This is a genomic window from Cellvibrio sp. PSBB023, assembly GCF_002007605.1.
Classification (GTDB): domain Bacteria; phylum Pseudomonadota; class Gammaproteobacteria; order Pseudomonadales; family Cellvibrionaceae; genus Cellvibrio.
In genome coordinates this window covers 1736963-1763006 of the sequence record NZ_CP019799.1, presented here as the reverse complement: position 1 = coordinate 1763006, position 26044 = coordinate 1736963, and the positions used below count along the sequence as shown (strand labels likewise).

Sequence of the window (26044 nt, the reverse complement as noted above, 5' to 3'; positions counted from 1 at the left end):
TGACCGGATTCTAGCAGTCATTTTGACAATAGAGTAAGAGGGCGGCGTGATTAAATTATCAATCGTGCAGATTAAACAATAATAATTAAATCCAGCCTTTCTGACGGGCAATACGGGCGGCATCCACGCGATTGGCCGCGTGCAATTTTGCGATAGCTTCAGATAAATAATTGCGCACAGTGCCTTCTGACAAGCAGAGAACTGTTGCAATTTCAGCAGTGGTTTTTCCTTCAGCAGCCAGTCGCAGTGCGCGACGTTCTTTATCGTTGAGCGGATCGGCTTCGCCCAGTGCCATCATGGCTAATTCACCATCAATGACACGTTTTCCATCCATGACTTTATAAATGGATTCGATCAGTTGTTCGGAGGGGGCATCTTTTAATAAAAAGCCGGCAACTCCCATATCGATGGCGCGACGAATATAACCGGCACGGCCAAATGTTGTGATGATAATGGTTTTGGTGGGGAATTTTTGTTGCAGCACCCATTGCGCCAACTCCAGGCCGGAGCGCCCTGGCATTTCGATATCGGTCAGTAAAATGTCGTAACTGTTTTGTTTCATCAGCAGCCAGGCGCGATCACCATCCTCCGCCTGGGTTATTTCAAAACCATCCTCCATACCGAGCAGGGCGGCGAGCGCGCCGCGTACCATGGATTGATCTTCTGCTAATAAAATTTTCATCACACCTGATCTCTTGAATGTTGTGGGCTATTGATGCAGTTCGCGGCGCGGCAGTGAAATAACAAATTCACAGCCTTTATGGATGGATGATTGCAAGTCGCCTGCGAGTGCATTGAGCCGCTCCTGGATACCTTGCAGCCCATTGCCGGGGATTAGCGAACTCACTTTGCCGTTATCGCGCATGCTGACCAGAATTTTGTCGCACTGGTGGCGAAATTCGATTTGGCAGTGATTGCCGTTACTGTGGCGCAGCACATTAGTGGTTAATTCGGTCAGCGCCAGGATGAGTGCTGTTTCGGCGCGCGGCGTTAACTGTGGTATTTCGCCCATCAGTTCGACCACAAAGCCGTTCTGGCGCAGTTTGTCGCACAGCTCCATGACTTCGCCAGACAGGCCGCGGTGTTTGTAGCCCGATACCGTTTGGCGTACAAGGCTCAAGGTATTGCGTGCGATTTGATGTAACTCGGAGACGTGTTGTTTGGCGTGATCCGGTTTGTCTTGCGTGAGTAGCTTTTCCGCAAGCTCTGCTTTAAGCGCAATACTGGAGAGGGTGTGGCCGAGAATGTCATGCAGATCGCGGGCAATGCGTTCGCGCTCGGCAATCACCGCCAGTTGCTCTATTTCCTCATGGCTTTTTTGCTGGCTGATGCGCGCTTCAAGGCGCACACGCTCCACATAACCAATAATGCTGATGGTGATTAGCCCGGAAAGTGCAGGCAGGGCAAAAAAGGGAATCGGGTAATTGAATGTGTAGTGCAAGGCGATAATAACCAATGCAAGAAAGGCAAGAAGGTTGAGCCAAATTTTGGTGCCATAGGAAAAACCGATCAAAAAGCCCACATATGAAAAGAAGGTGCTGGCGCCAGGGGTGTAGGCGGTAGTAACAATCGAGAGTACACACAGAGCCAGAATCGCTTTCCATACCTGACTGGCGCTGAGGGTGATTGCCCAGAGGTATAGCCCGACAAATACGCAATAAACACCAATCAGTATGGGGAGCTGCAAGCCCTCAAACGGGATGTAATAAAGCGGCACAAAATAGTAAAGGCTGAAAAACAGCCAGATCCATGACTTGGCGGAATAGAGAGAGCTGCTGCAGTCGTTGGCAGATTTATGCATGTTGAGCGGATCATCCTGCTGGTTTGGATAGGTTAGTGCCTAGAGTACAACATTATTATTTTAAGGATCAGTTTGCAGTGCGCGACAAATTTGTGCCAGCCGGGAAAGTCATGAGAGCGCTATGACAATTGTCAGTCATCTTTTTCTGTGTTATTTTGATATCAAATTGATATCAAAATAATTGTTTGACCTACTATAGGCCTAGGGGCACAGGAGCACATCATGGTTCAAGAAGTGGAAGCGCGCAGCGGTTCAGGGTATTTGATGCTGTTGGTTTTACTGGTATCACAAGTGATAACCATAGCGGGTGTGATACTCATGCCAATATTGCTAAAAATAGTGTTGGGTCTGGCTGCATTGCTGATTTTTGTGGGTTGGTTTGGTTTTTATATGGTGCAGCCCAATCAGGGCAAGGTGCTGCAGTTGTTTGGCCAATATGCGGGAACCGACCGCAATAACGGGCTGCGCTGGGCGAATCCCCTGTACAGTAAAAAGTCCGTTAGCTTGCGAGTGCGCAACTTTGAATCGGGTCGCTTGAAAGTAAATGATGCCAACGGTAATCCGATTGAAATCGCTGCCGTCATTGTCTGGCGAGTTGTGGATACCGCAGAGGCAGTGTTTGAGGTGGACGATTATGAAAACTATGTGACCATCCAAAGTGAAGCAGCGCTGCGCAATCTGGCAACAACCTATCCCTATGAACATGATCAGGAAGATGCGCGTTTATCGCTGCGCAGCGATGCCAACAGTATTGCTTTGAAATTGAAAAGTGAGGTTCAGGATCGCCTGCAAAAAGCCGGGGTGGATGTACTTGAGGCGCGTTTGAGCCACCTGGCTTATTCCCCGGAAATTGCCCAGGCAATGTTGCAACGCCAGCAAGCGAGTGCTGTTCTGGCGGCGCGCAAAATTATTGTTCAGGGAGCCGTGGGGATGGTGGCCGATGCACTGGACCAATTGAAAGTGCAGGGCGTCGTGGATCTGGATGGCGAACGCAAAGCATCCATGGTCAGCAATTTACTGGTAGTGCTCTGCGGCGATCAGCAGGCAAAGCCTGTGATTAATGCCGGCACACTTTATTCCTAACTCGCTGTGTCATTGGCATTGATGAAAACAGGCAATTCATTGTGACGAAAAAATCATTTCCGCTGCGTATCAATGAGCAGGTCATCGCGGCAATGCAGCGCTGGGCCGACGATGACTTGCGCAGTTTGAACGCACAAATTGAATTCGTGTTGCGCGAGGCCTTGGTAAAAAGCGGGCGTGTTAAACTAACCCAAAAGGTAGTGACTGATGTAGAGTTGCTATCAGCAGGTGATCAAGATGAGGAGAAAATATAATGCATTGGGAATACAAAACACTGAAATTCAAAAAACGCAGTTTCTTTTCAGGTGCGTTGGATACCGATGAGCTGAATCAAACTTTGAATACATTAGGGCGCGACGGCTGGGAATTGGTCAGTGTTTGCCCTGCGATGTTTATGAATACATCACAGGGGATAATTGCGGTATTAAAACGTCAGCGTTAATTGATGCACATTTTTACGGTTAATAAAAAAGCAGCCTGGGCTGCTTTTTTTACAAGTGAAAAATGGCAGTACCACTAAGAGTGCTGCTCGCCGTATTACTCAAAGTATTCCGGATGTTCCTGCGGGATAACCGCCAGAATGTTATAAACATCCTTCAGGTGTACGCTCATCGCCGCGGCAGACTTTTCTGCAGAGCCGGATTTGATCGCTTTGATAATTCCGGCATGTTGGCTGAGTATGCGTTTGTATTGGCCGCTCACATGCAAACTCAAACAGCGAACCCTGTCCATGTGAGCCTTTTCTGCTTCAATAAATGCTCCCACGCGTTGATAGTGGGTAAAGCTGGCCAGTGTTTGGTGAAATTCATCGTCCAGTATTTGAAAGGCAATTGCATCGTCATCTGCCGCGGCGGTTTTTTGATTGGCGATAATTTTTTCGCAACTGCTTACAGCCTCAAGTCGTGTTTCTTCATTGGTATTGGTGGCGATGTGACTGACTACCGCAACTTCCAATGCCTCGCGAATAAAACGGGCTTCCAAAATCTTATCCATGCTGAACTTGGATACATAGGTACCGCGTTGTGGTAATACCTCAACAAAACCTATGTTGGATAATTGAATAAGTGCTTCGCGCACCGGTGTTCTGCTTACGCCGAATTGTTGCGCCAATGCAGTTTCAGAAATCATCTGACCGGGCAGGAGCTCCATGCTGATGATTGCATCACGAATGAATCCGAAAATTTGGCTGGCGGCCGGGCGGTCGTAAGACAAACCCTTCGAATCGGTGCGCATGCTTATCACAGGCTGTTTAGCCACGACGTAACTCCTCTTGTGTATGAGTGGTAGAGTTTACTTTAAGGATAAAAGAGCATGCAAATATGAAAGTATTAATAATAATCATAAAGTCAATGTGACAAAAAGGTTGACCGACTAGTATGCAAGGATTAGCATAGCATTAATGTTCAGTGTTTTCTCGTCGGGAGATGCTGAGCAGGGGTTGTGTTTGACCTTTTTCTGGCGGATGCCGCCCGCATCTGCCAGTTTTTTCCACAACCATTGATTTACCTCGGACTAATCCAAGCGGTGTAGGTTGATGTGCCGCTTATTGATGTGGCGATTGTTCCGAATGATTAACCTCTCCCATTGTGCAGCAGTCTATTTGGACTGCTGCTTTTTTTTGCGTATAAAAAATATTTCATCACCCATAAAAAAGGGCAGTATTTAACTGCCCTTAGCTATCATTTGATTGCGCTCATCAGTGCGCGAATTATTTTGCGACGCCCTGAATGCGACAGGCGTTGAAGCGTTGCAAGAGTGATGTGTACTCAGCAGTATCTACACCGGCTAGCGATATCCACTCAATTAACAGCGGCTCAAAATGGGTGTCGCGCTGGCCGAACCCCTGCTGCATTTGCTGCACTTGATAGACCATTCGCGCTTGTTTATCGCTTGCAGGACTTTCCTGGCCGGTAATAATTTCTGCGCGAATAGCCAGCGTGCGCAGTGCTTCCGTGTTTGTGATTTGATCGGCGGCAGTAATGCTATCTGCTTTTGCCAAACGTTGTTGCAGGCTGCTAAAGCAACCACTTGGCCAGCGTGGCGTGTTGGCAATCAATTCTTCCAGCGCTGCTTTTTGCGCGGCGAGTGTTTCAGCTGGCTTATTGGCAATAACCGCTAATTCATAATGGCGCAGCGCATCCAATGCATTGAATAAGTCATGCCAGCTTTGTTCTTCTGCTTGTGCGCGTGCGCTATCGCGTTTGTTGGCAATCGCGGCGAGGCTGGCAGAGAGTTTTTGCTGCAATGATTTCGCGGCTTCCTTGGGCAATTCAAGTGCGGAGAATGCAGCTTGAACAGCCTCTATTTCCGCTTTGGCTGCTTTCAATTCATCCACCGAACGCTGGGCAAACTCATTCAGTTGTGCCAGCAGGCCTTCGGCTTCCTGTATTACCGTTTCGCGTGCAGCTTTGGCCGCTTCAAACACTTCGTTGCGACGCGCAAAAATAGCATCGCAGTGTTTGCGGAATTCCTGCCAGAGTTGTTGGTCTTCTTTGTGCCAGCTTTTGCCAATGGTTTTCCATTGCGCTTGTAATTGCTTAACCCTGTCTGTGGCTGCACGTATATCGGTGCTATCCAGCAAAGCTTGGGCTTGTTCAATAAGCTGCTGCTTGGCGGCTTTGTTGTTTTCATATTCGCTGGTGATTTTTCCAAAGAGCTGTTCCATTAAGGTTTCAAACTCTTTTTGCAATTCATTGCCCGCTTTGCGCGGTACTGGCCAGTAGGTTTGCCATTCTGCACGGGCAGTTTTTAAGGTTTGCTCAACCTCTTTCCACACGGCATTGGCAAAGTCGTAGCCATTCAAATAAGCAGTTAATTGCGCAACCAGTTCACGGCGTTTATTCAGGTTTGCTTCGCGTGCGGCACTTTGCGCTTCAAAAAATTCTTTGCAAGGTGCATAAGCAACAGCGGACGCTTGTTGGAATTGTTGCCACAGGTCATCATCCTGTTGCTGCGCGCCTTTACTCACTTCTTTCCAGCTATCTTGCAGTTCATGCACCTTGGTAGCGAGTACTTCGGGGTCAATAGTGCTGGTAGCTAATGCTTGCATCTGGCTAATTAAGGCTTCTTTTTTGGGCGTTACTGCAAACTCATGCCAGTCTCCCAGTTTTACCAGTTGCGCTTCAAAGTCTTCCAGTTTGGCTTGAATGCTTTTGGGTAGTTCCTGTGCTGCGCCACTGAGCTGTTCGCGCTTTTCGTTCAGTTCTTTTTGAATGGCACGCGCTTTGCGCACGAAACCTTGTTCGGCAGCCCAAAGACCTTTGCGGGCGAGCTCGCTAAATTCGCGCAACGCGTTTTTCGCTGCCTGTTCTGCTTGGTGGCGCTCCGCCCAAATTGCATTTAATTTGGCTTTGGCTTCTTGCAAGCTTTCCGGTATTTCTTCGCCCAATTCTTTGGCTGACTTGATAAATTGCTGCAGTTTTTGCTGGGCATTGTTAACTGCATTGCTATCTTCTGTTTGTTGCAATAATTCAGCAATTTGTTGCGCAGTGCCAGAGGTTTTAATTTGATCGATCAGGTTGAGCGTTTGCTGCTTACGCTGTTCAAACGCTTTGATGAGATTGTCCATGGGCAGTTGGCGATTGGCGGCCAAACGCACGGCATTGCCCAGTTCTTGAATCTTGACTTCATAATTGGCGTTGATGATATCGTCGATATGTGCGGCGTGATAAATATCCTTCGCCATGGCTTTCAGGTTTTGATAGGCCTCTTGTGCCAATTGTAATGCCTGTTCATCGAGTGTGATTTTTTCCTCTTCATCGGCGATGGCTTGCGCGCGTGCAGCAATTTTATCTTCACAGGCTGTCAGGGCGGTTTTATAGCGAGCAATACTTGTCGCTGAGATTTGGCTCAGTGCAGACCATTCTGTTTGCAGGGCAGTTAATTTGACCTTGAAGAGTGCGTCGGCTTCTTGATGTATGTGGCGTTCCATTTTTTCGCAAATACGCAGTGCATTCGCTTCCAGCTCTGCCAGTTTGGCATCTTCCGCTTTAAACGCATCCAACTTGCTTTTTACCAATTTGAACACATTTTTATCTTTGGTTTTGGCGGTTTTTGCCAGTTGCTCAAGCAGTTCACGGCTATGAATTTTTTCAGCAGCTGCCTGGCGCAAGGGGCTGGTGGCGCCATCGCTGGCGAGCTTTAACAACTCCTGTTCATCGTCAGTTTGCTCGACTGCATCCAGAGTGATAACCGGTTTGGGCGGTTTAACCTCAGCAACAACAATAGGAGCGGCTTTGATGGGTTCAGGTTTATTCTTTGCACCAAATAGTTTGCGTAATAATTTCATAGTCGTGGTTTCGTCAGTCAGTGAGTTGGTAGGGTATTAACACAGCGACAGTTGTCGCTGTGTCGGTTTTATTGCTGCAATGTTAAACGGCTTGCTGCAGTAATACTTGTACCGGATGTGGCAATTTAACATTGTCAATCCGTTTTGCCTGGCTGCGGCAGGAATAGCCCGTTGCCGTTAGTTTTCCAATGTTAACCGGGTTATTTACTACTTGTGCCCAAGAGAGCGCGTAGATTTTTTTCGATGTTTCCACATTGCTGGATTCATGGCCATAGGTGCCAGCCATGCCACAACAACCCGTCTCTATAACCTTCAGTTGTTGGCCGAGTTTGGCAAATACTGTCTGCCAATCCTTGATGGAACTAACCGCATTGGTTTTTTCTGTACAGTGGGCGAGCAGTGAGAAATCGGCTGCCCTGAATTGCGTAATCTTGCCTTCCAATAATTCGGTTTGTTTGGCAAGCCACTCTTGAACCAACAGTACTTTGGGAGCATTGTCACCCAGCACTTTTTTATATTCAGCGCGATAGGCTAGCGTCATCGCCGGTTCGATACCAATCAAGGGAATGCCGGAAGAGGCAATGCCATTGAGTTGGGTGGCATTGGCATCGGCTGCTTTGGCAAAAGCCTTTAAAAATCCATGTACTTGCAGGGGTTTACCATTGGGCTTGAAGGGCGCCAACAGCGGCACAAAGCCGAGTTTTTTAAGCAGGGTGAGAGTGTCTACCACTAATGGCGTTTCAAAATAGCTGGTAAAGGCATCCTGTACCAAAATAACGGCCTTGGCTTTTTCCGCTGGATTTAATTGGGCGATATTCTCCAGCGTAGCGTAATTCACCTCGAGTTTTTCGGCGGCTTTATGCAAGCTTATGCCGGTAAGCAGAGGGCTATCTACCATACCGATAAAACGAGCCATAAACTTTTGCATAAAGGCCGGTTTCATTAGCAGGTTGTAGGCCCAAGGCATTTTGGCAAGAGTGGGAATCATAAATTCCAGACCGCCAATGAAATAATCCTTGAGCGGACGCAAGTAACGGCTGTAATACAGCTCTAAAAATTTCGCCCGGAATTCGGGAACATCCACTTTGATAGGGCATTGGCCAACACAGGATTTACACGCAAGGCAGCCCAGCATGGATTCATGCACTTCATGGGAGAAATCGTATTCACCTTTGCGCTTGCCCAGGGTGTTGATGGTGCGACTGGGTAAGGTGAATAAAAAGTTCGCACGTTTCAGTTTTTTACTTTCTTCTACCGCATTAATGCCGCGCTCGCTCATTTGTTTGAGCCATTCGCGCATGAGCGATGCACGGCCTTTGGGGGAGTGTTTGCGTTCCCGCGTACCTTTCCAGCTAGGGCACATGGCATCGTTAGGGTTCCAGCTGTAGCACAGACCGTTGCCGTTACAGTGCATGCCTTCGCTATAGCCTTCCCAGACTTGTACCGGGATTTTGCGATCCACTTGGCCCCGTGTTGCGACGCCGTCAATTTTTAATAAGGCGATATCGGCTGAGGGTGTGGCAATTTTTCCCGGATTGAGTTGGTTGCGTGGGTCAAACGCCGCTTTGATGCGTTGGATTTGCGGGTACAACTCACCAAAAAAGGCCGGTGCGTATTCCGAGCGAACCCCTTTGCCGTGTTCGCCCCATAACAGGCCATTGTATTTTTGGGTGAGGGCAACCACCTTGTCGGTAATCACGCGCACCATTTTTTCTTGCGCCGGATCTTTCATGTCCAGTGCTGGGCGCACGTGTAGTACACCGGCATCGACATGACCAAACATGCCGTAGGTCAGTTTGTGTTCATCCAATACCGCGCGGAACTCGGCGATAAAATCAGCGAGGTTTTCGGGCGGTACTGCAGTGTCTTCCACAAAGGGGACGGGGCGAATTTCACCCTCCACATTCCCGAGTAAGCCCACCGCTTTTTTGCGCATGCCCCAGATTTTATTAACTGCGTCGCTACCCCAGGCGATGGAGTAACTGATGCGGCCTGTGTTGATATCTTGTGCGGCCTGATCCAGCAGATCTGTCAGTTTTTTCACATCGGCTTTTAAATCGTTTTCTGAATCAGCTGTGTATTCCACCAGATTAATGCCCTGGATTTTTTCCCCGCTCTCCGGCGCTGGGAAAAAATCAGCAACGCTATGCCACACAATATCGTTCATCGCCAAATTCAATACTTTTGAATCGACGGTCTCAATAGAGGTTGGTTCAGCTTTCATGAGTTGCGTGGCATCGCGCAGGGCAACGTTGAAATCGCGATAATTAACGTTAATCAGTGCACTGCATTTTGGAATAGGCAACAGGCTGATTTTTGCTTCAGTGATAAAGCCGAGGGTGCCTTCACTGCCGCATAAAATGTTGTTGAGGTTAAATCGGCCCTGGTTATCGCGGATATGTGCCAGGTCATAACCGGTGAGACAGCGATTGAGTTTGGGAAATTTTGCATCAATTAATGCGTGATGTTCACGCTGGATAGCATCAATAACACGGTGAATATCACCCACGCGGTCTTCGCGTTTCCACAGGGTTTCCAGCGCGGTTTCATCGATTGCGGCTGATGTCCACTCTGTGCCATCAAGCAATACCGTTTTCAATTCCATTACGTGGTCGCGGGTTTTGCCGTAGCGACAGGAACCCTGACCGGAGGCGTCAGTATTAATCATGCCACCGATAGTGGCGCGGTTACTGGTGGAGAGTTCCGGTGCAAAAAACAACCCGTGGGGTTTTATGGCTGCATTGAGTTGGTCTTTGACCACACCGCACTGCACCCGGACCCAGCGCTCCTCGACATTGATTTCCAGAATCTGGTTCATGTATTTGGAGGTATCAACCACCAAGCCGTCGGTGAGTGATTGGCCATTGGTACCGGTACCACCGCCGCGAGGGCTCAATATGACCTGTTGGAATGGTGGTTCCTGGCTAAGTGTTGCAATGCGTACCAGATCGGCTGTATCGCGCGGGTAGAGTACTCCTTGGGGCAATACCTGGTAGATAGAGTTATCTGTCGCCAGTACCGTACGGTTGGCGTAGTCCGGGTTCAGGTCACCGGTGAAACCGCGTTCACGCAATGTATTGATAAAGTTCAAGTACAAAGCCTGGACGGGCGAGGTTTGGTCTATGCGTGGAATCATGGGAGATCATCAATCGGCAGCTAATCTTGGGGCGGCATTCTACTCCCTTGTACGGTGCCAAACCATGCAAGGATGTATTTCTTCAGGAACCTGGGGAATGTGGTAGTACAAACAAAAACTGCCGCAGGTGCGGCAGTCTTGGAGGGAGTAGGGGGGCGATTAGAGTATGGAGCTACCAGTGGTGCGTTTTTCTGCTCTGTCGCTGATATCACCGCGGCTACCGCTTTCATCGCTATCTCGCTTTTGCAGGGTGTTAAGCGATAGGCGGTTGCCTGTGCCGGTAGTGGCCAGTCGGAACTCTTCCTGCTGCTGATGCCAGGCGATAATCTTGTGGTAGTTGAGCACGTTATCCACAAATTTGACCGGTTCCCATCCTCGCATGTAACCGTGTTTGGCGCGGCTGTAATACTGGTGCTTGGACAGCAATGGCATGTACTTGCGTACATCTTTCCATTTACTGGGGTTGCCGCCCATGCGCTCAGTGAGTACACGTGCATCTTCCAAGTGACCAAGCCCCTGGTTGTATGCAGCCAGGGCAAAATTTAACCGCTCATCACCTTCAATACGTTGTGGCAGGCGTTCCAGCAGCAAACGCAGGTACTTGGCGCCGCCATAAATACTTTGCTGCGGGTCTTCGCGATCCTTGATGCCCATAGCCTTGGCGGTATTTTTAGTCAGCATCATTAAACCGCGGACACCGGTATGGGAGCGCGCATCGGCTTTCCAATGGGATTCCTGATAGCTGATGGCCGCCAATAATTGCCAGTCCAACTCAAATTCTGCTGCTGCCGCTTTCATGTCGTCTACCCATTGGGGCAAACGTTGCTCAAGGCGATAGGTAAAGGCCATGGCTTCGCCGGTGGTGACTTCCTCAATGTGGCGATCAAAGAATTCTTCGGTGACTTTGGCCAGCTTACCATTGGCTTTGATGCTGCCCAGATAGTGCTGGGCGGCGGAGTAGAGCGTATCGTCTTTTCCTGCTGGAAATGCCCAGGCCAAGGGTTGCGGATCACTGACATCAAACGCCAGTTTGGCCTTGGGGTAGGAATAGCGATTCAAATCAAATGCACTGGAATCCACCACGGCATAATCCGCGTCGCCTTTATTTACCAACTCCAGCAAGTCAATCATTTCCGCGTTGGGTATTTCACGCCATTGCAACTGCGGGAAAGTGTTTTGCAACTCGCGCAAGCGTTCCGCATGGGAAGAGTTAGCAATTACCAGAACCTCTTTGCCATTAAGATCTGCAATGCTGGCTGGTTGACGTAAGCGGCTGTTGTAAACCAATTGCTGGGTAACCTGCATGAATGGATCTGCAAACAGCAAATTCTTGCTGCGGCTTTCCAGTGCGGTTAATCCCGCTGCGGCAAGGTGGTATTGATTACGTTCAACGCCAGCGAGCATGAGCTCCAGATTGGACTCATCTTCGATAACCAAGCGAACGCCCAGCGAGTCGGCAAAGCCTTTCACCAAGCTGTATTCAAAGCCTGTCAGGCCATTGGGGCCTTCATAATAAGTTGTTGGGCCATTGCTCGATACTACGCGCAATTCGCCTGCTTCCAACACCTGCTCCAACTGACTGGGAGGGGTGCTACGTACCAGCACTAGGCTGCTGGCAATCAGTAATGAGCCGATGATAAGGCTCGTCAAGATGGACTTAATCACTAACACAGAAGGTTTGCGAATTTCCATAAGGGGTTACTCCGGTTTCTGAACTGCATCGCCCGAAAGGGTGTTCTATTTCGTGTGTGCGCATTCATGCCGAATCCAAATCCATTAATGACCCGTGCAAATACCCGACCATGGTATAGCCAGTTTTTGGGTGTGCCTAGCTTGTTTTTTGAGCATACATAGGCTAGCTGTTTGATGGTTATTTGACCGTTTTTGCCCCGGCTCCTCTGCTGACAAGGGTTTTGGCGGTTTTCAGGCGTTGCTGAAAACCCGACGAACGGCGAAAAAAATGCGCAAAAATGGTGTTTTAGGTGCCATTTTTGCGCTCTGGTAGCGCATAAAAATGACCATAACCGTAAATTTTTGTTAAAAACTTGCGTAAAAAATCACCAAAATTCAGACTTTTTGGTTATAAGGCCCTGATTTTGCTTGGTTGTTTTTTGTGCCAGCCATGTTTTGGTTGAGCCTGTGGTGTGCTATTTATCGTTTTTGCTGCTGAGAGAAAAGGGCGATTTGGTTGCCATATACCTTCTTATCTATAGCGATAGATAAGTAGGTAGATTTGCCTGATTCACTGCCGTTTTTGCTGCGCATAGGCTGTGGGATTAAAAACCTGCCTGATTCATTGTTAAATCCAGTACAATGGCGGCCTTTTTTCCAATCCCCCCGATGCTGAGGCTCTTCCCACTATGCTGATTCTGCGTGGCGCTCCCGCTCTTTCCAGTTTCCGTACACAAAAACTCCTGACTACCCTGCAACAGCGCGTGCCTGCGGTGACTGGTGTCAGCTCTGAATTTGTGCACTTTGCCAACCTGTCTACGCCCTTGAGTGCGGAGCAACAGCAGGTGCTGCAGCAACTATTAACCTACGGCCCGAAAGTTGAGGGGGAAGTGAATCACGACGGCGAGTTATTTTTAGTGGTGCCGCGTTTGGGGACCATTTCCCCTTGGGCGTCCAAGGCAACTGATATCGCTAAAAACACAGGTCTGGATGCCGTAAAACGCGTTGAGCGTGGCGTTGCCTATTATGTACAGGGTGCGATTTCTGCGACCGATCGTGCGGCGATTATTGCTGTGCTGCATGACCGTATGGTGGAAACTGTATTTGATAGCCTGGATGCCGCGGCGCAAATTTTTACCGCGCAAGAACCCGCGCCGCAAACCAGTGTGGATATCCTTGGTGGCGGTCGTGCGGCACTGGTTGCGGCCAACAAGTCACTCGGTTTGGCTTTAGCAGAAGACGAAATCGACTATTTGGTTGATGCCTTCCAAACCCTTGGCCGCAATCCGGTCGATGTGGAATTGATGATGTTTGCGCAGGCCAACTCCGAGCACTGTCGCCACAAGATTTTCAATGCTTCCTGGACTATCGATGGTGTTGAGCAGGAGCGCAGCCTGTTCAAAATGATCAAAAACACCAATGAAGTTGGTGGTGAAGATGTGCTTTCCGCTTATGCCGATAATGCGGCGGTAGTCGTGGGACACGAGGCAGGGCGTTTCTACCCGAACCCGGAAACCAAGGCATATGAATACCATCAAGAGCCTATCCACTTATTAATGAAGGTAGAGACTCACAACCACCCAACGGCGATTTCACCCTTCTCGGGTGCTGGTACCGGTTCCGGTGGCGAGATTCGCGATGAAGGTGCTGTAGGGCGCGGTTCCAAACCCAAAGTGGGGTTGAATGGTTTTACTGTATCCAACCTGCAGATTCCCGGCTTTGAACAGCCTTGGGAAGTGAATTATGGTAAGCCCGGTCGCATTGTGACGGCGCTGGATATCATGATCGATGGTCCACTCGGTGGCGCTGCGTTTAACAATGAATTTGGTCGCCCGAATATTTGTGGTTACTTCCGCACCTTTGAGGAAGACTTCGACGGCGAACGTCGTGGCTACCACAAGCCCATTATGTTGGCTGGTGGTTACGGCAACATCAAAGCAGAACATATCGAAAAGCCGCCCTTTAGTGCAGGCACCAAATTGGTGGTATTGGGCGGCCCGGCGATGTTGATTGGTTTGGGGGGCGGTGCAGCATCATCTATGGCGTCCGGTTCTTCCTCAGAAGATTTGGATTTTGCCTCGGTGCAACGTCAAAACCCGGAAATTGAACGTCGCTGTCAGGAAGTCATCGACGCCTGTTGGCAGCAGGGTGAGCAAAACCCTATCGCCTTTATCCATGATGTGGGCGCGGGTGGTTTATCTAACGCTTTCCCTGAGTTGGTGAAAGACGGCGGCACCGGCGGCAAATTTGAGCTGCGCAATGTGCCCAACGACGAACCCGGCATGAGCCCCTTGGCGATTTGGTGTAACGAATCGCAAGAGCGCTACGTGTTGGCGATTAATCCCCAGGACTTGGCGCGTTTTGAAGCCATTTGCAAACGCGAGCGCGCACCTTACGCCGTAGTAGGTGAAGCGACTGACGAGAAGCACCTGCTGGTCAATGACAAACACTTTGACGCCAAACCTGTCGATCTGCCCATGTCAGTGCTGTTTGGCAAACCGCCTAAAATGCACCGCAGTGCGGATTCCCATACCGCTGCCGTTGTGCCTTTCTCGACGGAAGAAATCAATATCAATGACGCTGCCGAACGCGTGCTGAAACACCCAGCGGTAGCGAGCAAAAACTTCTTGATTACCATTGGTGACCGCTCGGTAACCGGTATGGTGGTGCGCGACCAAATGGTTGGCCCCTGGCAGGTTCCAGTCGCTGATTGTGCCGTGACGACAGTGAGTTACGACAGTATTAAAGGCGAAGCGATGAGTATGGGCGAGCGCACCCCGCTGGCACTGCTTGATGCACCAGCCTCTGGCCGCATGGCAATTGCCGAAGCCATTACCAACATCGCCGCGACTCGCATTGAAAAACTCTCGGACGTAAAACTGTCGGCTAACTGGATGTGTGCCGCTGGCCATAAAGGTGAAGACGAAAAGCTCTATCGCACCGTACAAGCTGTGGGTATGGAACTCTGCCCTGAGTTGGGAATTACTATCCCGGTGGGTAAAGACTCAATGTCCATGCGCACCGCGTGGAAGGATGGCGATCAGGACAAAGCTGTTACCGCTCCCTTGTCGCTGGTCATTTCGGCCTTTGCGCCCGTGGTCGATGTTCGTCAAACCCTGACGCCGCAACTGCGCACTGACAAAGGCGCTACCGATCTGATTTTGGTTGACTTGGGTAACGGCAAAAACCGCTTGGGTGGTTCAATCCTGGCGCAGGTTTACAACCAATTGGGTGATGTGGCGGCTGATCTGGATTCCGGTGCCCAACTCAAAGGTTTCTTCAATGCGATGCAAGCCAGCCTCGCTGCCAATGAAATTCTTGCGTATCACGACCGCAGTGATGGTGGCTTGTTTGCTACCCTTGCTGAAATGGCATTTGCCGGTCATACCGGTGTGGATATCACTCTGGACGGTTTAGGCGATGATGCGCTGGCGGTATTGTTTAGTGAAGAAGCGGGCGCTGTATTGCAAGTTGCGCGCGACAAATCTGCTGTCGTACAAGCGCGCTTTACTGCCGCCGGTATTAGCCATGTGCATGTCATCGGCCAATTGAATGATGAAGATACTTTGCGTATCCACGCTAATAACGCGGTGATTTTTGATCAGGCGCGTGCGGCCTTGCAAAGTTTGTGGGCTGAAACCAGTTATCGTATTCAAGCCTTGCGCGATAACCCGGCCTGCGCGCAATCCGAGTTTGATGGCATCCTGAAAGCTGATCCAGGCCTGAGCGTTAAACTCAGCTTTGACCAAAATGAAAATGTTGCCGCGCCTTTTATCAACACTGGCGTGCGCCCGAACATTGCTGTGCTGCGTGAGCAGGGTGTGAATGGTCATGTGGAAATGGCGGCGGCGTTTGATCGCGCTGGTTTTAACGCGATAGATGTACACATGAGCGATTTGCTCTCTGGCCGCGTATCGCTGGAAACCTTCAAAGGTCTGGTGGCCTGTGGTGGCTTCTCCTATGGCGACGTATTGGGCGCTGGTGAAGGTTGGTCCAAAACCATTTTGTTCAACAGCAAAGTGCGCGATGAGTTTGAGCGTTTCTTCCACCGCAACGACACCTTCAGTTTGGGTGTATGTAACGGTTGCCAGATGATGTCCAACCTGAAAAACCTGATTCCCGGTGCTGACCACTGGCCGCGTTTTGTGCGTAACTTATCCGAGCAATTTGAAGCGCGTTTCAGCTTGGTACAAGTACAGGAATCCTCATCGGTATTGTTCAAGGGTATGACCGGTTCTCATATGCCTGTCGCTGTGGCACACGGTGAAGGCTATGCTGAATTTGCCAACGCTGACGCACTCAAGCGCTGTAACGAAAGTGGCACGGTTGCGCTGCGCTTTATCGACAATCACTTGAATGCGACGGAAACCTATCCGGCTAACCCTAATGGATCACCCTTGGGTATTACCAGTGTGGCGAGTCAAGATGGTCGCGTCACTATTATGATGCCGCACCCTGAGCGTGTATTCCGCGCCGTGACCAACTCCTGGAAACCGGATGAGTGGAAGGATGATGGTGCTTGGTTGCGCCTGTTCCGCAATGCTCGCGTATTTGTGAGTTAATTATTTCTGGTGTGTGAAACAAAGGAGGCTTCGGCCTCCTTTGTTGTTTTTACTGATGCATTGACATTGAGCAGGCATATTTTGTTTGTTGGTGATGGTGGGTCGAAAGCATTAGCGGAAAGTGGTGAGAGAACTACAAAATATTACAAACTTGATTGAGGAGCCTATGCTTCCCGGTTTGTTTTTGTGCTTCAATAACTTATCGTTCTACGGTTGAGAGATGTGCGAGTGGCTACTGTATTGCGCGCATGCAACTAATGAACCCATGAATACGAATAACGTCTTATATACATGCGGTACAACCAATGACTGCAATGGCCGCGTTTAGCAAATAGGGTTGCAGTCTTCCGAACTTCAGGCAGGTAATCTATGAAACTCTCCATGAAAAATCTCAGCGTAAAAGTGGTAGTGATTGCGCTCGCGGCAGGTGTTGTAGCCGGTTGTTCCTTGACTAAACCCCATGAAAAAGTGGCGGCGGCAAAAGCGGATCAGGCGGGGCTAAGTGCAGTTGAGAGTAGTCGTTTTGACGGTACTTTTGTGGCTCCCAATGCACAATTTGCACAGTACAGAAAACTGTTGGTGGAGCAGTTGGATTTAAACGAAGTCAAAATTCGCAAACAAACCACTGATAAAATTAATGATACCCCATGGGAGCTGAGCGATGCGGATCGACGTTATTATCAGGAGCGTTACACCGAAGCCTTGATGAATAACCTGATTGCCGATGGTCGTTTTGCAACATCCTTGCAAGCAGGGGCAGATGTGTTGCAAGTAAAGGCAAAAATTCTTGAAATTGCCCCCCTGGCCAGTAAGGACGATCCCCAAGGGCGCCCGACTATGATGAAAGTGTACAGTGAAGGTATGGGCACCATGACCTTGGAGCTGACGTTGATTGATTCTGCAACCGGTGATTTGTTGGCCATTATTACTGACCGTCGCGATTTGGGGCGGATTTGGGAAGAGAACAATCGTGTGACCAATAACATACAAATTCGCTTGGCGTTTAACCAATGGTTGCGCACCTTGCGCACAGAGTTGGATCGTCTGGCTGCCAAATAAACGGCACAGGTAAACACCAGCAAATAAAAAGGGGAAGGTCAGTGCTGACCTTCCCCCTTTTTATTTGATTACCGACGCTACGTGCCAGCTATTACAGATCGTCGAGGTATTTTTCAGCATCAAGTGCCGCCATACAGCCAGCGCCTGATGAGGTAATTGCCTGACGGTAAATATGGTCGGCTACGTCACCGGCAGCAAATACACCGGGAATATTGGTTGCCGTTGCATTACCTTCCAAGCCGCTCTTCACTTTGATGTAGCCATTGTGCATATCCAATTGGCCTTCAAAGATGTCAGTGTTGGGTTTGTGGCCAATGGCGATAAACACTCCGGCCACATCGATTTCCTGAGTTGCGCCATCTTGGGTGCTCTTCAAGCGCAGGCCAGTTACACCGGAATCATTGCCTAGCACTTCTTCCAATTGATGGTTCCAGATTACCTTGATGTTGCCGTTAGCCACTTTTGCCATCAGCTTGTCTTGCAGGATTTTTTCTGACTTTAATTTGTCGCGACGGTGAATCAGTGTCACTTCGCTAGCAATGTTAGACAAGTACAGAGCTTCTTCAACAGCGGTATTGCCGCCGCCAACCACGGCAACTTTTTGACCGCGATAGAAGAAACCATCGCAAGTAGCACAGGCGCTTACGCCTTTGCCCATAAAGGCCTCTTCAGAAGGCAAGCCGAGGTATTGGGCAGATGCACCGGTAGAAATAATCAATGCATCACAGGTGTAAGTGCTGGAACCGATGAGCTTGAATGGACGCTCGGTCAGAATAGTTTCGTGAATGTGGTCGAACACGATTTGGGTATCAAAACGCTCGGCATGTTGTTGCATTTGCACCATCAGGTCAGGGCCTTGCAGGTCGTGAACACCACCAGGCCAGTTTTCAACTTCTGTAGTGGTGGTCAACTGGCCGCCTTGCTGCATACCGGTAATAACCACAGGTTTGAGGTTGGCACGGGCAGCGTAAATGGCAGCGGTATAACCGGCAGGGCCGGAGCCGAGAATAATCAAACGGTGGTGTTGTACGTCACTCATAGGAGATCCTTGAAATTGAAACAAAAAGGGGGCTAACCAAAGGGTCTTTTCAATGTGGGGGCATGATAGGCGAATCACAACGGCGGCGCAAAATTGTCTGGTTCAATCTGCCGTATTGGGTTTGGCTATGTAACATTGCCTGGCGGTAGGTCAGCCCGTCAGTATGCCTAGCACCGAGAGGTGTTTGGTCCATTCTATGGCATTGTGGTTGTGTAAAAACTGCTCGAATGCCACTGGCGGCAGGGGTTTGGAAAACAGGTAACCCTGGAGCAAATCTGCGCCGTAATCGCGACAAATACGCGCTTGTTCACGGGTTTCCACACCTTCAACCACCACAATCAAATCGAGGCTTTTGGCGAATACAATCATCGCCCGCAAAATCCGGCAGTCGGCCAGATTGTCGGGGATGTTCTGGACAAATTTGCGGTCAATTTTGAGTGTGCGCGCGGGTAATTCTTTGAGGTAGGCGATGGAAGAGTAGCCGGTACCAAAATCGTCTACGGCGATGTCGATGCCATAGTCGCGCATTTGCTGCAGCTTCTGTGCGGTTCGTGTCAGGTTTTCAATCAGGATGGACTCCGTGATTTCCAGGCTGACGCAGGAGCCGGGCAGGCCTGTAGTCGTGAGATCAGCAATAATGCCGCGGTAGAGATCCTCGTCGGTCAGCAACTGCGCACAGACGTTGAACTTCATGTTGAAATCGTCGTTGACCAGCCCTTGCTGGCGCCATTTCGCCAATTGTTTGCAGGCATTCAATCGGCTGCGGGAATCGATTTCGCTGATGAGTCCAATCTCTTCCGCCAAGCTGATGAATTCGCTGGGCGGCAATATGCCACGCTCGGGATGATCCCATCGAATGAGGCCTTCTGCACCGCAGACTTCAAAGGTTTGTGCGTCCACAATTGGCTGGTAAAACAGCACAAAGTGATCAGTGGGAATCAGGGCGCGCAATTCTTTTTCAAGATGCAGGCGCTCTTGCATTTGCGCTTGCATAGCGGGAGAGAAAAACTGGAAATTATCGCGGCCATCTTGCTTGGCGCGGTACATCGCCATATCGGCTGCTTTGAGTAAATCGCTGGCATTTTCACCGGCATCTGGGTAGGTGGCTATGCCAATACTGCTGGAAATGCGGTGTTCATTATTGCCCACCACGATGGGCTGCCGCAGGTCATCCAAAATCCGTTGGGCGAGCTGGCTGATCGCCTCCTGGGATTCAAAGTTGTGGGCCAGGATGGCAAATTCATCGCCCCCCAGACGGCAGACAACATCCCCGGCGCGCACAACGTTCACCAGTCGTTTGGCAACTTCTTGCAAGACCTGATCGCCGATTAAGTGGCCCAAGCCATCGTTGATGAATTTGAAGTTATCCAAATCCAGAAAGAGCAGGGCGAGTTGATCCTGTTGTCGTCTGGCACGCTGGATGGCGGCGCGCAGGCTCTCATCAAAATAGTAGCGATTGGCGAGACCAGTCAGTGAGTCATTCTCTGCCAGCGCACGCAAACGCTGGTGGCTCTCGTGTAATTGGTGCTCAAGTTCGTGGCGCGCGCGGGCATGGGTAATGGCGCGGGTGAGGTGTTTGTGGGCGATTTCCGATTTGAACAGCACATCCTGCGCGCCCGCTTCAATAAATTCGCGCTCCAGATCCTCGTCAGCACTGGCGCCGGTGAGAATGATTACGGCAGCGTGGTGATGGGGGTGTTTGGCCAACAGGTGCAACACTTCCATGCCGTCGATATCCGGCAGGCGATAATCCAGCAAAACGGCATCAAAGTCGTCACTGTCAAATTGTGCCAGACCTTCGCTGGCTGAACAGGCTTGGGCGATAGTGATATCCCATTCGGACTTTTTAAAGGTCCGAATAATCGCCTGACGATCCAGTTCATTGTCATCGATCAGTAATAGCTTCATGCAGATTAAGTCTCCTGGAGCAGTGAACCCTTGCGATATTTACTGTTCGGGGTGTGGCAGCTCAATCACGCGCCAATAGTGATCCAGCAAGCCAATCACCTGGATGAAATCGCTGTCCATACGCTGTTTCAGCAGATAGCCAGCCACGTGTTCACGATAGGCCGCCAAAATATCCTCATCGGATTTGGAGGTCGTCAGCACAAATACCACGGCGTGGGTCAGTTCCGGGTCGGCGCGCAGCACTTCCAAAAACTCTATGCCATTCATGCGCGGCATATTGATGTCCAGCAGAATAATGTAGGGGCTGGGCACATTACCATTACGCAACATTTCAATGGCTTCCAAGCCGTCCTTGGCGCGATAGAGTGGGTTGAGCAACTTTAGCTTGTGCAGTGCACGCCGCAGGGCCGTTGCATCTATATCGTCGTCGTCAATAATCAGCAGGCTGACGGCTTTAAAATGGCCTGGATTAAGGTTTGGGTAGGGGTTTTCAGTCATCTTTTTGATCCTTGGTGATGTGTTGCGGCCAGCTAAAGTGAAAACAGCAACCGCGCCCTTCTGATTCCAATGTGATAGTGCCGCCGTAGGTGTCGACAATTTTTCTAATCAGGGCTAAGCCCATACCACTGCCTTCCAATTCGTCGCGCGGCTTCAGGGTTTGAAACATGCCAAACACCCGCTGCTGGAATTTTTCGGGAATGCCAGGGCCGTCATCGCACACGCTGAAGCGATAAAACTGGTTGGGCAATGTGGTGCAGCTGAGTCGAATCATTCCCTGTTCGCGATCATGGTGTTTGATGGCATTGGAAAATAAATTGCGCAATACCTGCTCGAAGGGGGTGCTGAGAGTGGTGAAATTGGGCAAGTTTTCTGCCAGTTCCAGGTGTAAGCCGGGCTTGGTATTTTGAATATCGAATAATTCCTTGGCCATGTATGCGACATCGACCTGTACCAGATTACCGTCCGTTTTTCCGGCGCGATAAAACGCGAGCAGGTCGTCTAGCAGTTTTTCCATGCGTTGAATGCGATTGCGCAACATCACGGTGTGTTTATTGACTTCAGCAAACTGCTGCTCTTCCAAATCTTCCTCGATCCAGGTGGAGAGCTGTGCAATGCCGCGCAAGGGCGATTTCAAATCGTGTGAGGCCACGTAAGCAAAGGTTTCCAGTTCTTTATTGGTTTGTGCCAGTTGCAAATTGGTTTTTTCCAGTATTCTTTGATGTTGAGCCAACAGGGCTGTCGACTTATTCCGTTCATCAATGTTTTGTGCAAATACTTTGAGTGTTTTTGCCATATCACCTACGTCGCGTGGGTGATCAAGAAAAGGAATATCTACTTGTGTATTGCCTTGTGCCAGCGCCAGCATTGCGGTACGAATTTTTTGCAGTTGCCAGCTTAAGCTGCGGGTAATCAGTGCGGCAACCATAATGCCCACCACTAAAAAACCCAGGATAACCACCATCATCAAATTACCGGCATGGTGTTTGGTGATTAATGCTTGGTCATTGAGTCTACGTATTTCATTTTGTGCCCGATCAATCGTTAGGTCGCAAATTTTTTCCAATGTTTGAACAATGTCCTGGCTATCTTCCAATGCGAGGTGGCGATAGCCATCAATATCGCCCGCTTGTAATTGGTGGTGCATTGTTGCCAGTAATACCTGCCACTGGTTAAACGCTTTTTGGAGTTGTTCTGCAGCGGCTGCGTAAGGTGCTTGTTGTGCAATGAAGGTCAGTTCTTTAGTGATGGATGTCTCTGTCTCTGCAATATATACCGGTAAATTGCGTTTCTGCGCCAGTTCCGGTGCTACGGCAATATCCTTTGCGGTGCGGTTCAATTTGCTGGTGCGGGATTTTATCCGTAACAGCGCATTACTGATTTGCAACGGCCCTGAATAAAGTTGCTGCGAAATGGCGGCCACACTATTGATTTGCAATACGGCAATCGAACCTATCCCTACAAACAGCAAACTCATAAAAATAAAACCGGTCACAAGCCGATGAAAAACTGTGAGGCGATTAAAGGCATTGATGGCAGCGGTATAACGCAACACAATAATTGCCAGAGCAAAAGTAATGAGCCCTACAACGGTATGTGGCGCCATCTTTATACCCAGCCATACAAAGTTGGGCAGTAGGCCAAAACTTTGCCCCATGACAGCAGCGGTAGCGATCAGAATGATCAGCAAACAAATCAGTGTCGCCAGCAGTGCTGCATTGCCACGTTTGATATAGCCAAATGCCAGCGCAGCACCTGCCAGTAAAAACATGCTGCTGGTGGTCGGCGATATAGGTTGGTTGCGCAGGGGCGGTTCGTGCAGCAGGAAGACAAACCAATCCGTAGTGTGCAAATTCAAGTCGGTGAGCAGGTCGATGAGGGTGACTATGCCGATCACCCACAGCAGCAAAATGCTGAGGAAGACTTTATGCCATTGATTGTTATTGATCGCTAACAAGCCAACACCGCAGGCAATAAAACCAATGGCAGTGTTGTAAGCCATGAGTGTGGTGTAGGGGTAGATTGGGGCAAAGAGAGAAGGGAGGTGCCAACTGGCGATCACACTAAGCCCCACCAGGATAAGCAGTGTTGCTATACCAACTAAAAATAGTGGGCGTCCCTTGAGGTTAACCACACGTCCGTTCATAGCATGATTTATCCATATCTATGGAAACACGCCTCGTTGGAGGCATTAGCTCATTCGCAGAATAGAGTCTAGTTGAGGTGTTGAGAAATACTCTCGAAAATTGTGAGCATAAAAAAATAATTAGTATTTGATTTTTCTTATAGTTCCAAGCGATAAAAAGTAAGGTTTTATCTGCCAATCTGGCATCAAATGCAGTAAGGCGAGCGTCTGGCTAGCCGCGGGAGGGCGAAAGCCAGTATTGCAGGCTGCTCCCCATCGGGTTTTTAACCTTGAATTGTCTGTAAAGTGAGCGAAATCCTACGGTGACGCTGCTTTTTTCGTTCATTTCCCTACAGAGTGATCTTGCCGGTGGTAAATCTGCCGCCAGTAATTACAATAGCCTTCGTTTATTCACTTGTGCTTTCGTATCTGAATCGGGACATTGCCATTGAAATCAGTAACTCCGCAACGCCGCGCACCTGCTTCCGAACAAACTTCCAGCCTGCTCGTTCGTCTTTTGAAAGAGGGGGCGCTGATCTGTTTGGGCGCCATCTGCTTGTATCTGCTAATCGCTATGGTCAGTTATGACCCTATGGATCCGGGGTGGTCCAAGACAGGTGAAAATACCTTGGTACAAAACGCGGGTGGCTCTTTTGGTGCATGGATTGCAGATGTGTTCTTTTCGCTGTTCGGGTATTTGGCCTACTTGTTTCCGGTGATGATTGCCTACCGCGCATGGCTGGTTCTTAAGGATCGTACCCGTCAGGATGCCATCGACTGGTTATTTTTTGGCTTGCGTGCCGTGGGATTGGTGCTGGTGATGGTCGCTGGTACCGGTATTGCGGCGATGCACTATAGCGACGGCGCATCGGTATTGCCTTATTCCAATGGTGGCTTGTTAGGCGCAGCGGTGTCCGATGGCATCTTTGATGCGTTTAACTATACCGGCGGCACATTATTAATGCTCAGTATGTTTTTAGTGGGCATGACCATTTTTACCGATCTTTCCTGGCTCAAACTGGCTGAAGATATTGGTCGCTGGGTGGTGATTGGCTGTAATAAGCTGCTTGAAAAGTGGCAGGTTTACCAACGCGAGCGCGCGGAAAAGCAAATCGCCGTGAGAGCGCAAGAACATCGCCGCGAAGTCGTCGAGCAGCATGTAAAACAGGAAGCCAAGCGTGTTGCGCCGGTGATCATTGCCGAGCCGCCCAAAAAGAAACCCGCGCCCAGCCCGCGTGTTGAAAAGGAAAAACAGCCCTCCTTGTTTGAATCGCTGGAACCTGCCGTAGGACAATTGCCGCCCCTGAATCTGCTTGATCCTGCTGATAAGCGCAGCGATAAGGGCTATTCCAAAGAATCCCTGGAGGCCATGTCGCGCCTGCTGGAACTCAAACTGAAAGATTTCGGTATAGAAATCGAGGTGGTTTCAGTGCAGCCCGGGCCGGTAGTGACCCGTTTTGAAATCCAGCCGGCGCCGGGCATTAAAGCCAGCCGTATTTCCGGGCTTGCCAAAGACCTGGCGCGCTCGCTTGCCGTGGTATCGGTAAGGGTAGTGGAGGTCATACCGGGTAAATCGGTGATGGGGGTGGAAATCCCCAATGCGCACCGCGAAATGGTACGTCTGTCGGAAGTGATTTCCTCCGAGGCTTACGATCACGCCAAATCACCGCTGACTATGGCTTTGGGGCACGATATTTCCGGCGAGCCTATTGTGGCGGATCTGGCCAAAATGCCGCACTTGTTGGTCGCTGGTACCACGGGTTCGGGTAAGTCGGTGGGCGTAAACGTCATGCTGCTGAGCTTGTTGTACAAGTCCACACCGAAAGAAGTTCGTTTGATTCTGGTTGACCCCAAAATGCTGGAACTCTCGGTATATGAGGGTATTCCACATTTGCTCACGCCTGTTATCACCGACATGAAAGACGCCTCTAACGGCCTGCGTTGGTGCGTAGGGGAAATGGAGCGCCGTTACAAACTCATGTCGGCTCTGGGCGTGCGTAACCTGGCGGGCTTTAACCGCAAGGTGGAGGATGCCATCAAAGTGGGTGAACCCATCAAAGACCCTCTGTTTAAACCGGAAGATAATTTTGAGGCTGGTGCCGAGGTCGCCACCGCGCCGGATCTGGAATCGCTGCCCTTTATTGTGGTGGTGATCGATGAATTTGCCGACATGATGATGATTGTCGACAAGAAAAAAGTAGAGCAGTTGATTGCCCGTATCGCGCAAAAGGCGCGTGCTGCCGGCATCCATTTGATTCTCGCTACCCAGCGTCCCTCGGTCGACATTATTACCGGCTTGATTAAAGCCAACGTGCCAACGCGTATCGCCTTTCAGGTATCTTCTAAAATCGACTCCCGAACCATTCTGGATCAAGGTGGTGCAGACCAATTGCTTGGCCATGGCGATATGCTCTATCTACCGTCGGGTACTAGCGTACCCATTCGTGTACATGGTGCTTTTGTGGATGATCACGAAGTTCACAATGTCGTCGCCGATTGGAAGAAACGTGGCTCGCCACAATACATTGATGGCATCACCGACGATGACAACAACTCTATCCCGGTTCCCGGTCTGCCCAGTGAAGGTGGCGAGGACGCTGATGGTGAAACCGATGCACTTTACGATGAAGCTGTCTCGTTTGTGATTGAATCGCGCAAGGCATCCATCTCGTCGGTACAGCGCAAATTGCGCATTGGCTACAACCGCGCGGCACGGTTGATCGAAACCATGGAGGCGGCGGGCGTGGTGTCTTCTGCAGGCCATAATGGTAATCGTGAGGTTTTGGTGCCCGGCGGGCGCGATTAATTTATCTCAGGTTCATCCTCACCCGATAGGATTCGGGTGTCTGTAACCTCAATCTACTGTTGGAATTC

16 protein-coding genes are annotated in these 26044 nt (G+C 49.9%); 6 read left to right on the top strand and 10 right to left on the bottom strand.

The window, feature by feature from the left end; all coding sequences use genetic code 11:
- Positions 1–85 precede the first annotated feature (85 nt).
- Positions 86–682 carry a DNA-binding response regulator gene (locus tag B0D95_RS07865; RefSeq protein WP_078043381.1) on the bottom strand — a complete coding sequence of 199 codons (597 nt, stop codon included), beginning with the start codon at positions 680–682 and terminating at the stop codon, positions 86–88.
- Between the two features lie 27 nt (positions 683–709).
- Positions 710–1801, bottom strand: coding sequence for a sensor histidine kinase (locus B0D95_RS07860; protein WP_244904483.1), 1092 nt, complete (start codon positions 1799–1801; stop codon positions 710–712).
- Positions 1802–2023: 222 nt separating this feature from the next.
- Here B0D95_RS07860 and B0D95_RS07855 point away from each other — a divergent pair, with 222 nt between their 5' ends.
- From B0D95_RS07855 to B0D95_RS07845, 3 genes are read left to right on the top strand one after another with little or no spacing between them, the layout of a single operon-like run.
- Positions 2024–2884, top strand: coding sequence for an SPFH domain-containing protein (locus B0D95_RS07855; protein ID WP_078043380.1), 861 nt, complete (start codon positions 2024–2026; stop codon positions 2882–2884).
- 41 nt (positions 2885–2925) lie between these two features.
- On the top strand, positions 2926–3138 hold the full coding sequence (locus tag B0D95_RS07850; RefSeq protein WP_078043379.1) for a hypothetical protein: 213 nt from the start codon (positions 2926–2928) through the stop codon (positions 3136–3138).
- Positions 3138–3326, top strand: a complete 189-nt coding sequence (locus B0D95_RS07845) for a DUF4177 domain-containing protein (RefSeq protein WP_078043378.1) — start codon at positions 3138–3140, stop codon at positions 3324–3326. Before B0D95_RS07850 ends, B0D95_RS07845 begins: the two co-directional genes overlap by 1 nt.
- 95 nt (positions 3327–3421) lie before the next feature.
- Here the strand turns inward: B0D95_RS07845 and B0D95_RS07840 are convergent, their stop codons facing one another.
- The 4 genes from B0D95_RS07840 to mltF all read right to left on the bottom strand — a co-directional run bounded on the left by B0D95_RS07840 (position 3422) and on the right by mltF (position 12000).
- A complete protein-coding gene (locus tag B0D95_RS07840) occupies positions 3422–4141 on the bottom strand; it encodes a GntR family transcriptional regulator (RefSeq protein ID WP_244904482.1) in 720 nt (239 codons plus the stop codon).
- 451 nt (positions 4142–4592) lie between these two features.
- Positions 4593–7172 carry a DUF349 domain-containing protein gene (locus tag B0D95_RS07835; protein ID WP_078043377.1) on the bottom strand — a complete coding sequence of 860 codons (2580 nt, stop codon included), beginning with the start codon at positions 7170–7172 and terminating at the stop codon, positions 4593–4595.
- An 82-nt stretch (positions 7173–7254) separates the two neighbouring features.
- On the bottom strand, positions 7255–10308 hold the full coding sequence (locus B0D95_RS07830) for an FAD-binding and (Fe-S)-binding domain-containing protein (RefSeq protein WP_078043376.1): 3054 nt from the start codon (positions 10306–10308) through the stop codon (positions 7255–7257).
- Positions 10309–10467: 159 nt separating this feature from the next.
- On the bottom strand, positions 10468–12000 hold the full coding sequence (gene mltF, locus B0D95_RS07825) for a membrane-bound lytic murein transglycosylase MltF (protein WP_078043375.1): 1533 nt from the start codon (positions 11998–12000) through the stop codon (positions 10468–10470).
- A 668-nt stretch (positions 12001–12668) separates the two neighbouring features.
- On the opposite strand from mltF, the gene purL reads away from it, so the two are divergent.
- The gene (purL, locus tag B0D95_RS07820; protein ID WP_078043374.1) at positions 12669–16541 is read left to right on the top strand and encodes a phosphoribosylformylglycinamidine synthase; all 3873 of its coding nucleotides are present in this window, start codon (positions 12669–12671) and stop codon (positions 16539–16541) included.
- 369 nt (positions 16542–16910) lie between these two features.
- Positions 16911–17600: a DUF3313 family protein gene (locus B0D95_RS07815; protein WP_078043373.1), complete on the top strand. Its 690-nt coding sequence runs from the start codon at positions 16911–16913 to the stop codon at positions 17598–17600.
- A 91-nt stretch (positions 17601–17691) separates the two neighbouring features.
- Here B0D95_RS07815 and trxB read toward each other — a convergent pair whose 3' ends face one another.
- The 4 genes from trxB to B0D95_RS07795 form a co-directional block, all read right to left on the bottom strand.
- Positions 17692–18639 (bottom strand): thioredoxin-disulfide reductase, encoded by a 948-nt coding sequence (gene trxB, locus B0D95_RS07810; RefSeq protein WP_078043372.1) that lies wholly within the window; start codon positions 18637–18639, stop codon positions 17692–17694.
- A 150-nt stretch (positions 18640–18789) separates the two neighbouring features.
- On the bottom strand, positions 18790–20547 hold the full coding sequence (locus B0D95_RS07805; RefSeq protein WP_078043371.1) for a bifunctional diguanylate cyclase/phosphodiesterase: 1758 nt from the start codon (positions 20545–20547) through the stop codon (positions 18790–18792).
- 39 nt (positions 20548–20586) lie between these two features.
- Positions 20587–21045 (bottom strand): response regulator, encoded by a 459-nt coding sequence (locus tag B0D95_RS07800; RefSeq protein ID WP_078043370.1) that lies wholly within the window; start codon positions 21043–21045, stop codon positions 20587–20589.
- Positions 21038–23191 (bottom strand): ATP-binding protein, encoded by a 2154-nt coding sequence (locus B0D95_RS07795; protein WP_078043369.1) that lies wholly within the window; start codon positions 23189–23191, stop codon positions 21038–21040. The genes B0D95_RS07800 and B0D95_RS07795 overlap by 8 nt, the downstream gene beginning before the upstream one ends.
- A 427-nt stretch (positions 23192–23618) precedes the next feature.
- Between B0D95_RS07795 and B0D95_RS07790 the strand changes: the two genes are divergently transcribed.
- Positions 23619–25976, top strand: a complete 2358-nt coding sequence (locus B0D95_RS07790; RefSeq protein WP_078043368.1) for a DNA translocase FtsK — start codon at positions 23619–23621, stop codon at positions 25974–25976.
- Positions 25977–26044: the final 68 nt, after the last annotated feature.